We start from the raw sequence: 15,766 nt of genomic DNA on the forward strand, positions 1-15,766 counted from the left end.
GAAGGGAGGCCGTACGCCATTGCGTCAGGTGCGGTGCGGCCACAGAGGGGGAGGGGCGCGAACGCGCCACGAGCACGCGGGGAGAGGGGCGACGATGCCGCCGACTTTGGGTTCCCTGCTACGGACACCGCGACTGCGACTGCGGCTGCTCGCCGGATCCGACCTGCTGCGACGCGAGGTGGAGTGGGTCGCGGTCAGTGAGCTCACCGACCCCACCCCCTACCTGGCCGGCGGCGAACTGGTGCTCACCACCGGGGTGCGCTGGGCCGACAACCCTCCCGACCTGCGCTCCTACGTGCGGAGACTGGCACAGAAGAACGTCGCGGGCCTCGGCTTCGGCGTCGAGGTCAACTTCGACCGGACCCCCGAGGAACTGCGCGAGGCCGCCGAGGAGTTCGGCCTGGCCCTGATCGAGGTGGCACGGGAGACCCCCTTCATCTCGATCGGCAAGGAGGTCTCGCGACTGCTGGCCCAGGAGGAGTACGAGGGGCTGAGCCGCGCCTTCGCCGCCCAGCGCGATCTCACCCGGGCCGCGCTGGACGGGTCCGCCGCCGTGGTGGACCGGCTGGCCCGTGAACTCGACGCCCGCGTCCTGCTCCTCGAACCGGACGGCGTGGTCCGGCACGCCTCGCCCGCCTCGGCCGTCGACCTCGCCCCGGATCTGGTCGGAGAGCTGCCCCGCCTGCGCGGCGCCGGCCCCAAGATCGGAGCCTCATTGGTCTCGGGGGGCGCGCGGATCTCGCTGCAACCCCTGGCCACGGGCCGCCGGGTACGGGGCTTCCTCGCGGTCGCCACCAGGGAGGGGTTCGGTTCCGACGACCGCACCCTGGTCAACGCGGCGGTGTCGCTGCTCTCCCTGGAACTGGAACGGCCGGCCCTGGCCCGGGGCCCCGGCCTCGGTCCGGGCGTGCTGTCGGCGCTGTTCGCCGGGGCCCTGGACCCCCGTCATCCGGGGGCGGAGGAGCTGATGGCCGGGCTGCCCGCCGAGCCGGTGCTGGTGGCCGCGGCCCGAGGGCCCGTGCCCGACGGGCCGCCGGACGGGGTCCTGGTCACCACGGTGGCCGGGACCGGGGGCGCGTTGGCGCTCTCCTCCGCGGCGGGGTCGGGACACCTGGCCGAGGCGCTCGGGGAACTCTTCGACGGACCGGTCGGGTTGAGCGAGCCGGTCGGGTACGCCGACCTGGCGGTCGCCCGCTCCCAGGCCGAACGGGCCCTGGCCGCGGCGGAGGAGGAGGGGCGCGCGCTGCTGCGCTCGGACGAACTGCCCGGTGGACTGTTCGGGCTGTTGGACAGCCCGGCGGGGCTGCGTCTGGCGGAGGACCTGCTCGCCCCGATCGATCGGCAGCGCAACGCGGCCGAACTGCTGGCGTCGTTGCGCGCCTACCTGGCGGCCTCCGGGCGTTGGGACGCGGCGGCCGAACGGCTGGGGGTGCATCGGCACACCCTGCGTTACCGGATGAGGCGCATTCGCGAGCTGCTCCCGGGCGACCTCGACGACCCCGATCATCGGACGGAGCTGTGGGTGGCCCTGCGGCTGCGCGAGGGGCGTTCCTGACCCTTCCCCGACTCCCTTCACCCCGCCGATCAGGGGAGAAGGGCCACGGGTTCGTCCATTCCCCGGGCGGGCCCGCGCGGAATGCACCACAATGGGCCTTCATGGCGGAGGGTAATCGTCTGGTCACGGGATGGTCGAGGGGCGTAGTGAGGTCACTCCAGGACGACGAGCAGATCGGTCACGCGGGTTCGTACACGCCGGTGGGCGGGACCATCGGAGACGAGCCGGAGGCGGGTTCCGGGGTCGGCGCGGCCTCGCTGCGCTGGAAACGGTCGGTCGACGTGTCCAGGACGCACTCGTTCCTGGCCTACACCCGCTCCTGCCTGCACCGTGAGGCCGTGCACCGGCACGAGGCGACCGTCGGACGGTTGGACTCCGACGTCCACGCCTGCATGCCCGCCGGCCCCGAACTCCTCCTCAGCGGGGCCAGGGAGGCCCTGCCGCTCCACGAGGAGGGCACGCGCGTCGCGCGGCTGGCCGGGCGCCACGGCCAGGCGCTGCGCTACGGATACCCGCTCGTCGTCCTGGGGGAGGGTACGGGGGACGAGCGGATCGCGCTGCCGCTGTTCGTCGTCGACGTGCGCCCGGTGGAGGAGCCCGGTGAGCGCGACCGCCCCGGAACGTCCTCGCTCCGCGCCGTCGGCACACCCGACGTCAACGTCGCCCTGCTCGCGCGGATCGGCGTCACCGACCCCGAGGACCTCTTCGAATTGCGGACCCGACTGCGCTCCGGAGCCCCCGACCCGATCCACCGCCCCGCCGCCGTCGCCGAACTGGCGGCCAAGACCCGGATCCTGCTCTCCCGGCTGGAGATCGAGCGCGTGGACGACATCGATCCGCTGGGCACCCGCGGCCGCCCCCTTCGTCCGGTCCGGGGCGCCCACAACACCGCCGTGCTCTACCGGGCCGGCCCCGGCGGACGCCCCGAGGGAGAGCCGTTCGAGCCGGGCCTGCCCGAAGGTCTCCTGGCCGACCTCGATCCCACCGACCCGGAGGGGCTGGACCCCGACGCGGTGCCCGGCACCGCCCTGGAGCCCCTGCTCGGGAGCCGCCCCGAGGCCCGAGCACCTCGGGAACGCCCTCAGCGCGAACGACGCCGTTCCCGAAGCAGGGCGCGGGAGGAGGCGGTGAGCGAACCGGCCGCCCCCGAGATCGTGCCGATCGCCGCCTCGCCCCTGGGCCAGGCCCAGTACGAGGTCCTGCGGGCGGCCATGGGCGAGCAGCTCACCGTGGCCGCCGCCCCGCCCGGCGGCGGCGTGCACGATCTGGTCGACACGGTGGTGCGCACCGCCGTCGCCGAGGGGCAACGGGTCCTGATCTGTTGCCATGGCGAGAGCGACATCGACGAGGTCCTGGCCCGCGCGGATACCTCGCCCGAGCATCCGGTGGTCCGGGTGGGCGGGGTGGCCGAGGCGCGTCGACTCACCCGGATCCTGGTGCGCGACACGGGACTGCCGCCGGCGTGGATCACCGACCCGGGGGAGCCCGTGGAGCGCGAGGACGACCTCGTCGGCTCTTGGAACCGGATCCGCGAGGTGTGGGAGGCCATGGACGACGTGGCCTCCGGCGGGCACGTCCTGGCCGACCTGGCCTCCGAACGCGGCCGCGACATCGTTCGGGGCTGGAACCCGGAGAGCCTCTTCACGCCCGAGCGCGGCGGCCCCGAGTACTGGCTGCATCGGGCCGAGCGCGCCATCGCCGGTGGCCTGGGCGGGCTCTCGCACCGCTCGGCCGTACGCCGTGAACTCGGTGTGACGACCGATCCCGAGAGTCTGGCGCGACTGTGCTCGGTGGCCCGGATGGAGAGCGAGTGGCGCGAGGCCGTGGAACGACGGACCCGCCGCGCGCCCCTGAACGAGCTCACCGCGATCCTCGACGAGGCGATGGAGGAGCACCGCCGGGCCGGGGCGCTGCGGCTGAGCTCGGTCACCGGGCCACGGTTGCGGCGCGGGCGGGCCGCGGTCGTGAACCGTCTGGAGAGCCTCAACTGGAACGACGGCGGAGGCCGTCCGGCCATGGGGGACCTGCTCGACATCCTGCCCGCGTGGATCTGCCGCACCGACCAGGCCCGTGCCCTGCCCTCCGGTCCCGGATCGTTCGATCTGGTGATCGTGGTGGGGGCCGAACGGACCAGGGTCGGTGAACTGCTCCCCGTGCTCTACCGTTCGGTGCGCGCCCTGGTGATCGGCGACCCGGCGCACCCCGGACCGGCCACCGCCCTGGAACCGGAGGAGGAACGTCGCGCCCTGGCCACCGCCGGGCTGGACGCCGAGGAACTGGACGAGCGGGGGCTGCGCCACGGTACGGGGTCGGCGCTGCGGGCCGCCGCCCGGGGCGCGAGCGCCACGCTCTGGCTGGACGAGCACGACGGGGCGCCCGAGCCCTTGGCCTCGGTGGCCTCCGAGTACTGCTACGGAGGGCGGATCGCGGTCAGGACCGAGCCGCACCCCGGTGACGAGCCGGTCGTCGACTGGCGTGACGTGGCCGGTGACTGCGAGGCGGCGCCGGGTTCCTCCTACGTCAACCGTGACGAGGCCTATCGGGTCGCGGTGGTGGTGGACGAACTCGACCGGACCCTTCCCGAGGAGTGGACCCTCACGGTGGTCGCGCCCTTACAGCCCCAGGTGGCGCTGCTCCGTCGCCTGCTGCGCCAGTGCGTCCTGCGGCGCCGGGTCCGGGTCGGCGGCCCGGAGCTGCCGGTCGACGGTACGACCGACGTCACCGTGCTGTCCCCGATGCTCACGGCCGACGCCCCCGCGATCGCCGAGCGTCGGGTGATGGGGATGGGACACCTGTGGTCCTCGGTGCTCACCCGGACCCGACGACGTCTGGTGGTCGTGGGGGATCGCGCCCATTGGGCCGCCGGTCGTGGTCCGCTCACCGCCCTGCTCGCCCGGGACGGGGAGGGCGGGCTCGGGCTCGCGGAGGAACCTCGGGACGATCCGGCCACCGTCGCCCTGGTCGAGGCCCTGCGGGCCGCCGGGACCGAGGTGGTGGTGCGGCCGCGCGTCCGCGGCTGGGCGACCGACCTCGTGGTCCGTTACGGGGCGCGTCGGGTGGTGGTGCTGCTCGACCGCGAACCCGATGGTCCGGCCCTGCGCCGGCTGCTGGCCCGGGGCGAGGCGCTGGACCGGGGGGTCGAGGACCTGGTCGTGATCGTCCCCGCCTGGCGTTGTCTGGCCGACCCCCGGACCCTGGTCGAGGAGATCCTCTCCGCCTGCTGAGCACACGACCTAACCTTGAGGTGGCGCGGCATGTCCGGAACGCGCCGGTTCGCCCCGCGAGGGGCCGGGAAAGGGGAGGCACGAGTGCCGGAGGGCCACACACTGCACCGGTTGGCGGCGCACTTCGACAAGACCTTCGGGGGCACCACCGTGCGCGCGGGCAGCCCTCAGGGGCGCTTCGCCGACGGGGCCGCCCGTATCGACGGCCGGGTCCTCACCGAGGGGGAGGCCCACGGCAAGCACCTCTTCCTGGGTTTCGACTCCGGCGAGTGGCTCCGCGTCCACCTCGGTCTCTACGGTGCCTGGACCTTCGGCGACGCCGACGGGGAACGTCACCTGGGCGCCCCCCGTACCCCCGGAGCGGAGCGGATCGAACTGGAGCGCGACGTCGACGGGTTCGTGGTCCCGCCCGAGCCGGTCGGGGCCGTCCGGGTCCGGCTGGTCAACTCCACCGGCTGGGCCGATCTGCGCGGCGCCTCCGCCTGTGAGGTCATCACCATCGAGGACAAGCGCGCCGTCCAGGACCGCCTGGGTCCGGACCCGTTGCGCCCGGACGCCGACCCCGAGCGGGCCTGGCGCGTCGTCGACCGCTCGCGGACGACCATCGCCGCGCTGCTGATGCGCCAGGACGTGATCGCCGGGATCGGCAACATCTACCGGGCCGAGTCCCTGTTCCGGGCCGGGATCGACCCGATGACCCCCGGCCGCGAGCTGGGCAGGGAACGCTGGGACGCCCTGTGGGAGGACCTGTCGGCCCTCCTGCGGGACGGGGTCCGTGACGGCTACATCATCACGACCCGCCCCGAGGACCGGCCCGACCCCGAGGCCCACCCGGTGCCCCGGCCGGACACCCTCTACGTCTGTTACCGCACGGGAGAGCCCTGCCGGGTGTGCTCCTCGCCGATCTCCGCCACCGAACTGGCCGGTCGCACCCTGTACTGGTGTCCCGGCTGTCAGGCCTGACCCTCCCGGATCGTCCCCTTCTCGGGCCGCCGGGCCGCGGAAAAAGGCCTCGGCCGCCCGAGAGGCGTGGGTTACAATCCCCTCCCGATGGCTTAACCGGTTCAGCGAAGCAGAGTGGGGAGGCGGTGTGGGCTCTGTGATGCGGCGTCCCACGATCATGGACGTCGCCAGGGCGGCGGGGGTGTCCAAAGGGGCGGTCTCCTACGCCCTCAACGGTCGTCCCGGGGTCTCCGAGGCCACACGCGCGAGGATCCTCGCGGTCGCCCGCGAACTGGGCTGGGCGCCCAGCAACCCGGCGCGTGCCCTGGCCCCCGGCGGCCGGGTGGGCGCGATCGGCATGGTCGTGGACCGTCCGGCCCGCTCACTGGGCATAGAACCGTTCTTCATGCGGCTGGTCTCCGGGATCGAGACCGAACTGACCTCCTCCGGGATCGACCTGATGCTCCAGGTCACCGAGGACGTGGAGGCCGAACTCGCGGTCTACCGCCGCTGGGCCACCGAACGCCGGGTGGACGGGGTGATCATGGTGGACCTGCGGGTCGAGGACCCCCGCCCGGCCCTGGCCCGAGATCTGCCGCTACCCGCGGTGATCCTGGGCGGGCCGGAGGGCACCGGCGGGGTCCCGTGCCTGTACACCGACGACGCCGTCTCCGTGCGCGAGGTGGTGCACTACCTCGCCGCCCTGGGGCATCGGCGGATCGTCCGGGTGGCGGGCCCGGAGTTCTTCGCGCACACGCGCAGCCGGACCGAGGCCTTCCGCGAGGCGGCCCGCCTCGCCGGGGTGGCGGAGGCGCGCACGGTGCACGCCGACTACACCGGCGAGGAGGGCGCTCGGGTCACGAGGCGCCTGTTGGCCACGGCCGATCCGCCCACGGCCCTGGTCTACGACAACGACCTCATGGCGGTGGCGGCCCTGGGGGTGGCCTCCGAGATGGGGGTGGACGTTCCGGGTCGGTTGTCGATCGTGGCCTGGGACGACTCGGCGCTGTGCCGTCTGGTGCGGCCCTCGTTGACCGCGATCGCCCGGGACGTGGTCGGAAACGGACGCGAGGCGGCGCGGATGCTCGGCGGTCTTCTGGCGGAGGAGCGGGTCGATGACGTGGAGACCCCGCCGGGAGAGCTGCGGCCACGGGGGAGCACCGGACCGCTGTCCCACTGAACCCCGGCCGCCCCACCGGCCTCGACCGCCCCGTCGGCCCGCGTGCGCCGGGCGGGTTCTCGGTGACGTCGTGCCCGGTGAGGCTGTCACAAGCGCGTAACAGGGAAGTTCCGGGGGATTGACGGGCTTCTGTCGGTCATGTTGTTGTTGACGTCACTTACCCGGTTCAGCAACGGCCCTCCGCGCCCCTGTGTGGGAGCGCTCCCGGACCTCTGCACGGCACTCGGCCTCCCCCCGAGAGGGCCGACCGGGTGGAAGAAGGAGTCGAGATGAGATCTCTGAGGCTTCCCGCCGTCCTGACGGCGGTGGTGCTGGTCGCCACCGCCTGCACGGGAGAGAGCGGAGCGGGCGGTTCCGGCGGCTACCCCCGGAACGAGACCCTGTACACCACGGGCACCGCGTGGGGACCCCCGACCAACTGGAACCCCATCATGGAGGGCAACTACGCGGTCGGCACGGTGGGGCTGGTCTACGAGCCCCTCTTCCTGTTCGACCCGGAGGAGAACGACTACACGCCCTGGCTCGCCGAGAGCGACGAATGGCCGGACGAGAACACCCACGTCATCACCCTCCGCGAGGGGATCGAGTGGACCGACGGCGAACCGCTGGTCGCCGAGGACGTGGTCACCACCCTGGAGCTGGGCCACTTCGACATCCACTACAGCAACATCTGGGACTTCGTCGAGAGCGCCGAGGCCACCGGTGAACGCGAGGTCACCGTCACCTTCTCCGAGCCTCGCCCCCAGGAGTGGATGAACTGGGTCGCCAACCGCGCGATCGTCCCCGAGCACCTCTGGGCCGACAAGGACCAGGCGCAGGTCAACGACGACCCCAACGCCGATCCGGTCGGCACCGGCCCCTACGTCTACGAGAACCACGCCGACGACCGCATGGTCTGGCGCCGCAACGACGACTGGTGGGGCACCGAGGCGCTGGGGCTGGAGATGAGCGCCACCTACATCGTGGACATCGTCAACGCCTCCAACGAGGTCACGATGAACATGCTCGGCAACCACGAGGTCGACATGTCGAACAACTTCCTCCCCGGGATCGACCAGGTCATCGAGCGCGACGAGACCATCACGAGCTACTACGAAGAGCCGCCCTACATGCGGTCGGCCAACACCGCCTGGCTCATCCCCAACCACGAACACGAGGCGCTGGGCGATCCCGAGTTCCGCAGGGCGCTGGCCCACGCGATCGACATCGACCAGATCATCTCGGGCCCCTACACGAACCTGGTCGAGGCGGCCGACCCCACCGGCCTGCTCCAGCCCTGGGACGACTACATCGACCACGAGCTGGTGGCGGAGGAGGGCTTCTCCTACGACGCGGACGAGGCCGTGAGGATCCTGGAGGACGCCGGTTACGTCGACGAGGACGGCGACGGCTACGTCGAGACCCCCGACGGCGAACCCCTCTCCCTCGAACTGGCGGTCCCCTCCGGGTGGACCGACTGGATGGAGGCGGCCAACATCATCGCGGGCAACGCCGAGGAGGTGGGCATCGACGTCACGCCCGCCTTCCCCGAGCAGGACCTGCTGATCGAGAACTTCCGCAGGGCCGAGTTCGACCTGATGATCAACAACGACCGGGGTCTGAGCAACACGCCCTGGACCTACTACGACTTCATCTTCCAGCTGCCGATCCGCGACGAGCAGATCACCGCCAACTACGCCCGTTACGAGAACGAGGAGGCCTGGGAGCTGACCGAGAGGCTCGCGGCCACCCCGACCGACGACATCGAGGGCGCGGCCGAGATCACCTCGCAGATCCAGGAGATCTTCCTGGCCGATCTGCCGGTCATCCCGCTCTGGTACAACGGCCTGTGGTCGCAGTCCAGCAACCGGGTGTGGACCAACTGGCCGAGCGAGGACCCCGACACCCCCGACTCCTACGCCACCATGTGGAACAACCTGTACCAGCTGGGTGCGATCTACACCCTCGCCGAGATCGAACCGGTCGAATAGCGCGCACGTGGGGCGTCTCCCTCCACGGACGCGCCCCACACGCGCCCCCACACCCGGAGGACACACGTGTGGCGCTACATAGGCCGCAAACTCGGGATCTACGGCATCACCTTCGTCGTGGCGGTCACCATCAACTGGATGATCCCGCGCTTCATGCCCGGCGATCCCGTCCGCAGCATGCTCAGCAGGGCCTCGGTCTCCGACCCGGAGGCCCTGGAACGGATGACCGCCTACTACAACGAGGTCTTCGGCCTCGACACCCCTCTGCATCAGCAGTACTTCGCCTTCTGGGCCGGACTCTTCCGCGGTGACCTGGGAGTCAGCGTCTGGCTCTACCCCGAGCCCGTCGTCGACATCATCCTGCGGCACGTCCCCTTCACCCTCGGGCTGCTGCTGCCCGCCATCATCCTCAGCTGGATCATCGGCAATCGGCTGGGGGCCTTCGCCGCCCGCAGCAAGGTCCTGGACAACACCGTCCTGCCGATCGGCTACATCCTGACCGCCACCCCGTACATGTGGCTCGCGCTGCTCCTGGCCTGGGCCCTGGGCGTGGTCGGCGGGTTCTTCCCGACGGCGGGCGGCTACAGCTTCGCCCTCACCCCCTCATGGACGTGGGGCTTCTTCACGAACCTGGTCAGCCACTGGTTCCTGCCGTTCCTGTCCATGTTCGTGGTGGCGCTGGGCGGCTGGGCGATCGGCATGCGCAACATGATCATCTACGAGCTGGAGGCGGACTACTCGAACTACCTCCAGGCACTCGGCGCCCCGCGCCGCCTCATCCGCCGCTACGCCTTCCGCAACGCGATGCTGCCGCAGATCACCGGCCTGGCCGTCCAACTGGGCACGATCATCGCCGGGGCGCTGCTCACCGAGGTCGTCTTCAACTATCCCGGCCTCGGCACCCTGATCCTCAACTCCCTGAACAACAACGACTTCTTCCTGTTGCAGGGGATCTTCCTCTTCGTGGTGGTCGGAGTGCTGATCGCGAACTTCATCATCGACATCGTCTACGTCCTGGTCGACCCCCGTACCCGGGTGCGGATGACGGGAGGCGCGTCGTGACCGACGTCCCCGGAACCCCCGGCACCGCCGACCCCGGCACTACGGGGGCGGGCGGCGAACGCCGCACCTCCGAGACCCTCTACTACGCCCGACGCAACCCCAAACTGCTCATCGGCGCGAGCATCGTGCTCCTGCTGCTCGGCATCGGGCTGATCGGGCCGCTGTTCATCGATCACGGCCCCAACCAGTACATCGGCCCGCAGAGCACCCCGCCCAGCGGCGAGTACTGGCTGGGCACCACCTCCTTCGGACAGGACGTCTGGGCCCAGTTCGTCCACGGCCTGCGCTCGACCTTCCTCACCGGAACCCTCGGCGGCGGCATCGCCTTCCTCATCGGTACCACCGTCGGCTTCGTCGCCGGCTACAAGGGCGGGATCGTCGACGAGATCCTCAACATGCTCACCAACGTGGTGCTGGTCCTGCCCGGGATGGTCGTGCTCATCGTCGCCGTCGCCTACCTGGACGTGCGCGGCCTGGTCGTGCAGGCGCTGTTCATCGGCCTGACGTCCTGGCCCTGGGCGGCGCGGGCGGTCCGCTCCCAGACCCTGTCCCTGGCCTCCCGCGACTACGTGGACCTGGCCCGGCTCAGCGGTCGTCGCACCTGGCGGATCATCACCAGCGAGCTGGCCCCCAACATGAGCTCCTACCTGGTGATGTCGTTCATCCTCCTGTTCGGCGGGGCGGTGCTCATCGCAGCCGGGCTGGACTTCATCGGACTGGGCCCGGCCGGCGGGGTCTCGCTCGGACTGATGTTGGAGAGCGCCGTCGCCTGGAGCGCCCTGCAACTGGGCCTGTGGTGGTGGTTCATCCCGCCGGGCGCCGGGATCACCCTCCTGGTCGGTTCGATGTACATCCTCAACGTCGGGTTGGACGAGGTCTTCAACCCCAAGCTGCGGGAGCTGTGATGACCCTGCGCGTCAACGACCTGAAGGTCCACTACCGGACCCTGCGCGGGGACGTCCACGCCCTCGACGGGGTCGACTTCGAACTCGCCGACGGCGAGATCATGGGCCTGGCCGGGGAGTCGGGCTGCGGCAAGACCACCCTCGGCAAGAGCCTGATCCGTCTCGACGGGCGGATGCGGCACGTGGGCGGCACGGTCGAGCTGGACGGCGAGGAGCTGCCCATCGCCGACGACCGGGCGATGGTCCCGTTCCGCTACCACCGGGTCTCGCTCATCCCGCAGTACGCGATGAGCGCGCTCAACCCCACCCGCAAGATCGGGCGGATGATCGACGAGCTGCTGCGCTCGCGCGGGGTGCGGCCGCGCAAGGTCGCCGACGAGCTGCGGCGACGTCTGGAGCTGGTCGGCCTGGAGCCCGACGTGCTCGGTCGCTACCCGATCGAACTGTCCGGCGGGATGAAGCAGCGCGTGGTCATGGTCATGTCGACCCTGCTCGACCCCTCGCTGCTCATCGCGGACGAGGCGACCTCGGCCCTGGACGTGTCGACGCAGCGGTCGGTGGTGGAGTCCCTGGTGGGGTTCCGCGACCGCGGCTACGTCAAGAGCATGATCTTCGTGACCCACGACATCTCGCTCGTCCATCAGATGGCCGACACGGTCATGGTCATGTACGCGGGGCGCATCGCCGAGAAGGCGTCGACGCGCACGATCATCGAGGCGCCCCGCCACCCCTACACCCGGATGCTCATCGGGGCGCTGCCCGAGGTCGGCACGACCACCTCGGACACACGTCTGGAGGGGATCCCCGGCACCCCGCCGGGCCTGCTCGATCCGCCGGTCGGCTGTCGGTTCAGGGCCAGGTGCCCCCTCGCCTCCGAGGAGTGTCTGCGGACGCCTCCGTTGACGGAGGTCGCGCCGGGTCACCGGGTCGCCTGCTGGAAGACGGGAGCGTAGCGCCGTGCTGGAACTGAGCCACGTGCACAAGGTGTACCGGGTGGGCGCGTTCGGGGGAGGACGGCTGCGCGCGGTGCGCGACGTCGACCTGACCGTGGAGCCCGGTCAGGTGGTCTCGCTGATCGGAGAGAGCGGGAGCGGCAAGAGCACGATCGGGAAGATGGTGCTGGGGCTGACCCGGGCCGACGAGGGCCGCATCCTCTTCGAGGGGCGCGACGTCTCCCGCATCAGGGGCTTCGCCGCGCGCAAGGAGTACTACCGCCACGTCCAGGGCGTCTTCCAGGACCCCTTCAGCTCCTTCAACCCGATCTTCAAGGCCGACCGGGTCTTCGAGATGATCCGTTCCTCCTACTTCCCGAAGGTGTCGGACGCCGACTGGCGGGAGCGGGTCCTGGACGCGGTCGGCACGGTCCGGCTGGATCCGGGGAACGTGCTGGACAAGTACCCGCACCAGTTGAGCGGCGGGCAGCTCCAACGGCTGCTCATCGCCCGGGCGTTGTTGTTGGACATCAGACTGTTGGTGGCCGACGAGATCATCAGCATGTTGGACGCCTCCACCCGGATCGACGTGCTCAATCTGCTGGTCGACCTGAAGGAGCGGGGGCTGGGGGTCCTGTTCGTCACCCACGACCTCTCGCTGGGCAACTACGTGAGCGACCGGACGGTGATCCTGCGCAAGGGCGCCGTCGCGGAGATGGGGCCGACCCGCCGGGTGTTCGAGAACCCGCTGCACCCCTACAGCCGTCACCTGCTCTCGTGCGTGCCCCGGATGGACCGCACCTGGGCGGAGGTGGACGCGGAGCGGGCGGCCCATCCGCCGCCGGAGATCGACCTGCCCACGGTGGCCGAGGGCGACTTCTCCGCCCCGCTGATCGAGGTCGAGGAGGGGCACTTCGTCGGTATCGACCAGGGCTGACCGCACCACCACACCCCGGTAGGAGAGGAAGAACGATGAGCACGTGGCTCGACCTGCACGACGGCTGGTCCCTGACCCCGGTGGCCCCGACGGGGAGGGCCGCCGACATCGGGACGGTCCCCGCGACCGTTCCGGGGTGCGTCCACACCGATCTGCTCGCCGAAGGTCTGATCGAGGACCCCTATCTCGACGACAACGAGAACCGGCTGGCCTGGATCGGCCGCGGTGACTGGAGGTACACGCGTTCCCTCGCGGGGGAGCGCGCCGCCCTGACCGACGGCGCGGCCGAGCGGATCGACCTGGTCTGCGAGGGCCTGGACACCGTGGCCACGCTCCGCGTCGGCGGTCGGGAGGTCGGGCGGACGTTCGACATGCACCGCTCGTACCGGTTCGACGTCACCGAGGCCCTCGTTCAGGAGGGAGAGGCACCGGAGCTGGACGTGGAGTTCGCCTCGCCCTACCGGTACGCGGAGGAGAACCGGGAGCGGACGGGGCCTCTGCCCGGCGCCTACGACGAGCCCTACCAGTACATCCGTCGGATGGCCTGCGGCTTCGGCTGGGACTGGGGGCCAGCGCTGGTCACGGCGGGGATCTGGCGGCCGATCCGGCTGCACGCCTGGTCCACGGCGCGGATCGTCTCGGTCCGGCCCCTGGTCTCGCTCTCCGAGGACCACGCCACCGGGGTGGTCCGGGCCCACGTAGAGGTGGAGCGGACCGACGCCGGACACGACGAGCCGCTCGCCCTGACCGCCTCGATCGCGGGGGAGGAGGTCGCCGCGACGCTCGGCGCGGGGGAGACCACGGCGGTCCTGGAGGCGACCGTGGCCGACCCCGACCTCTGGTGGCCGCGCGGCCACGGCGATCGGCCGCTGTACGGGCTGAGGGTGACCGTGGCGGTCGGGGACGGCGTCCTCGACACCTGGGAACGTCGGATCGGGTTCCGTCGGGTCGAGGTGAACGAGGAGCCCGACGAGCACGGGACCTCCTTCGCGCTGCGGATCAACGGCCGCGACGTCCTGATCCGGGGCGCCAACTGGATCCCCGACGACACCTTTCCCTCCCGGGTCGACCGTGATCGCTACCGGACACGGATCGACCAGGCCCGCGAGGCCGGGGTGAACCTGCTGCGGGTGTGGGGCGGCGGGATCTACGAGTCCGAGGACTTCTACGAACTGTGCTCCGAGCGGGGCGTGCTGGTCTGGCAGGACTTCCTGTTCGCCTGCGCCGCCTACCCGGAGGACGAGCCCCTGTACTCGGAGGTGGAGGCCGAGGCGCGCGAGGCCGTCACCCGCCTTTCGGCGCACCCGAGCCTGGCGGTGTGGTGCGGCAACAACGAGAACCTCTGGGGACACGAGGACTGGGGTTGGAAGGAGGAGTTGGACGGACGCCCCTGGGGCGCCGGCTACTACCTCGACCTGCTGCCCCGAGTGGTGGCCGAACTCGACCCCACCCGCCCCTACCTGCCGGGGAGCCCCTACTCCCCCGGCGAGGGGGTCCACCCCAACGCCCCCGGACACGGTGTCACGCACCTGTGGGACGTGTGGAACGAACGGGACTACACCGTCTACCGCGAGCACGCCCCGCGCTTCGCCGCCGAGTTCGGTTATCAGGCGCCGCCCACGCACGCCACCCTGCGCGCGACGGTGACGGACGAGCCGCTCACCCCGACCTCGCCCGGCGTCCGCCACCACCAGAAGGCCATCGACGGGCAGGACAAACTGGCCCGCGGGCTGGTCGCCCACTTCGGAGACCGGGAGTGGGGCTACGACGATTGGCACTACCTGACCCAGGTCAACCAGGCTCGGGCGTTGACGGTGGGGGTCGGCCACTTCCGCTCCACCTGGCCCTACTGCACGGGCACGGTGGTCTGGCAGCTCAACGACTGCTGGCCGGTCACCTCCTGGGCGGCGGTGGACGGCGCCGGTCGCCGCAAACCCCTGTGGTACGCGCTGCGCCGCGTCCACGCGGACCGCGTGTCGGTGGTCCGACCAGTCGGAGAGGACGTGGAGGTCGTCCTGGGCAACGACACCGACCTGATGTGGGAGACCGAGGTGACGGTGGCCCGGCGGGAGATCGCCACGGGTGAGGTGCTCTCCTCGGTGACCCGATCGGTACGGGTGGAGCCGCGCGGGGCGCTCCGCGTCCCGGTGCCCGAGGGGGTGGGACGCGCGGGAGACCCGACGGCGGAGGTGTTGACCGTGGACGGGGCCGGAGAACGGGCCTGGTGGTTCTTCTCCAGGGATCGGGATCTGGCCTACCGTAAACCGGAATTCGATGGAGAAACACAGACGTTCGGCTCGGATTTGCGGGTGAAGGTGAGGGCCCGAGTGCTCTTGCGGGATCTGGTCCTGAACGTCGACAGGATCGATCCGGAGGTGGAGGCGGACAGCGCTCTGGTGACCCTGCTACCGGGGGAGTCCCATACCTTCACGGTGCTCGGTGGTGCGGGGCTGGATCCGGCGGCGGTGCTGTCCCCACCCGTTCTGAGGTGCGTCAACGACACCATGGCGACCCCTTCGTGAGCGTCTCGTGACCGTCCGGTGATCGCAACGTGAATCACACGCGTTCCCTTCAGTGCCCGTCGATATTCCTCGACGCGCCGTGCGGGTTGCCACATCGAAATCCCTCGCCATGTCGTGTGGCTGTGGTACGTTCAAGGGGATTGTTAGTCGTTGAATTTCGCAGTTGGTGTCTTGCCCGCGGAGTTTGTGACCGGCGGGCGGTTTCTCATGGAGTCGGCTCGCGGCAATTTTCGGGCGTGAGTATGCGTCCGTGTACACCGAGCTGAAGGAGAGAACATGGCTCAGGGAACTGTGAAGTGGTTCAACGGCGAGAAGGGCTTCGGCTTCATCTCCCCCGACGACGGTGGCCCCGACGCCTTCGTTCACTACAGCGCCATCCAGGGCACGGGCTTCCGTAACCTGGAGGAGAACCAGCGCGTGGAGTTCGAGATCGTCGCCGGTACCCGCGGCCCGCAGGCCGAGAACGTCGTCGCGATCTAAGACCGCATAGACGTGGTGTCGTCGCCCCCGTTCACGGGGGTGTGAACGTCACCTGAA

General features: G+C 70.8%; 11 protein-coding genes. All 11 read left to right on the forward strand.

The window, feature by feature from the left end:
- Window positions 1-94 precede the first annotated feature (94 nt).
- The 11 genes from U9J66_RS11865 to U9J66_RS11915 all read left to right on the forward strand — a co-directional run bounded on the left by U9J66_RS11865 (window position 95) and on the right by U9J66_RS11915 (window position 15,709).
- Window positions 95-1,555: a PucR family transcriptional regulator gene (locus U9J66_RS11865; protein WP_326337673.1), complete on the forward strand. Its 1,461-nt coding sequence runs from the start codon at window positions 95-97 to the stop codon at window positions 1,553-1,555.
- A gap of 146 nt (window positions 1,556-1,701) precedes the next feature.
- Entirely contained in the window at window positions 1,702-4,779 is a 3,078-nt protein-coding gene (locus tag U9J66_RS11870; protein WP_326337674.1) for a DEAD/DEAH box helicase, read from the forward strand.
- 84 nt (window positions 4,780-4,863) lie between these two features.
- Window positions 4,864-5,742, forward strand: a complete 879-nt coding sequence (locus U9J66_RS11875) for an Fpg/Nei family DNA glycosylase (RefSeq protein ID WP_326337675.1) — start codon at window positions 4,864-4,866, stop codon at window positions 5,740-5,742.
- Between the two features lie 139 nt (window positions 5,743-5,881).
- Window positions 5,882-6,901, forward strand: coding sequence for a LacI family DNA-binding transcriptional regulator (locus U9J66_RS11880; protein ID WP_014913040.1), 1,020 nt, complete (start codon window positions 5,882-5,884; stop codon window positions 6,899-6,901).
- Between the two features lie 269 nt (window positions 6,902-7,170).
- Window positions 7,171-8,871, forward strand: a complete 1,701-nt coding sequence (locus U9J66_RS11885; RefSeq protein ID WP_026124829.1) for an ABC transporter substrate-binding protein — start codon at window positions 7,171-7,173, stop codon at window positions 8,869-8,871.
- A 66-nt stretch (window positions 8,872-8,937) separates the two neighbouring features.
- On the forward strand, window positions 8,938-9,933 hold the full coding sequence (locus tag U9J66_RS11890) for an ABC transporter permease (protein ID WP_014908617.1): 996 nt from the start codon (window positions 8,938-8,940) through the stop codon (window positions 9,931-9,933).
- A complete protein-coding gene (locus tag U9J66_RS11895; protein WP_017533573.1) occupies window positions 9,930-10,838 on the forward strand; it encodes an ABC transporter permease in 909 nt (302 codons plus the stop codon). Before U9J66_RS11890 ends, U9J66_RS11895 begins: the two co-directional genes overlap by 4 nt.
- Entirely contained in the window at window positions 10,838-11,791 is a 954-nt protein-coding gene (locus tag U9J66_RS11900) for an ABC transporter ATP-binding protein (protein WP_014913533.1), read from the forward strand. The genes U9J66_RS11895 and U9J66_RS11900 overlap by 1 nt, the downstream gene beginning before the upstream one ends.
- 4 nt (window positions 11,792-11,795) lie before the next feature.
- The gene (locus tag U9J66_RS11905) at window positions 11,796-12,707 is read left to right on the forward strand and encodes an ABC transporter ATP-binding protein (RefSeq protein WP_326337677.1); all 912 of its coding nucleotides are present in this window, start codon (window positions 11,796-11,798) and stop codon (window positions 12,705-12,707) included.
- 35 nt (window positions 12,708-12,742) lie between these two features.
- Window positions 12,743-15,229 (forward strand): glycoside hydrolase family 2 protein, encoded by a 2,487-nt coding sequence (locus U9J66_RS11910; protein ID WP_326337678.1) that lies wholly within the window; start codon window positions 12,743-12,745, stop codon window positions 15,227-15,229.
- Between the two features lie 276 nt (window positions 15,230-15,505).
- Window positions 15,506-15,709, forward strand: coding sequence for a cold-shock protein (locus tag U9J66_RS11915; RefSeq protein WP_014912876.1), 204 nt, complete (start codon window positions 15,506-15,508; stop codon window positions 15,707-15,709).
- Window positions 15,710-15,766: the final 57 nt, after the last annotated feature.

Source organism: Nocardiopsis sp. LDBS1602, assembly GCF_035818715.1.
In the GTDB taxonomy this organism is placed as follows: Bacteria; Actinomycetota; Actinomycetes; order Streptosporangiales; family Streptosporangiaceae; genus Nocardiopsis; species Nocardiopsis alba.

What these genes read in the sequence shown, in the direction of transcription:
- U9J66_RS11910 (WP_326337678.1), top strand. Translation starts at nt 12,743, where the DNA reads ATGAGCACGTGGCTCGACCTGCACGACGGCTGGTCCCTGACCCCGGTG.
- U9J66_RS11915 (WP_014912876.1), top strand. Translation starts at nt 15,506, where the DNA reads ATGGCTCAGGGAACTGTGAAGTGGTTCAACGGCGAGAAGGGCTTCGGC.
- U9J66_RS11900 (WP_014913533.1), top strand. Translation starts at nt 10,838, where the DNA reads ATGACCCTGCGCGTCAACGACCTGAAGGTCCACTACCGGACCCTGCGC.
- U9J66_RS11880 (WP_014913040.1), top strand. Translation starts at nt 5,882, where the DNA reads ATGCGGCGTCCCACGATCATGGACGTCGCCAGGGCGGCGGGGGTGTCC.
- U9J66_RS11865 (WP_326337673.1), top strand. Translation starts at nt 95, where the DNA reads ATGCCGCCGACTTTGGGTTCCCTGCTACGGACACCGCGACTGCGACTG.
- U9J66_RS11885 (WP_026124829.1), top strand. Translation starts at nt 7,171, where the DNA reads ATGAGATCTCTGAGGCTTCCCGCCGTCCTGACGGCGGTGGTGCTGGTC.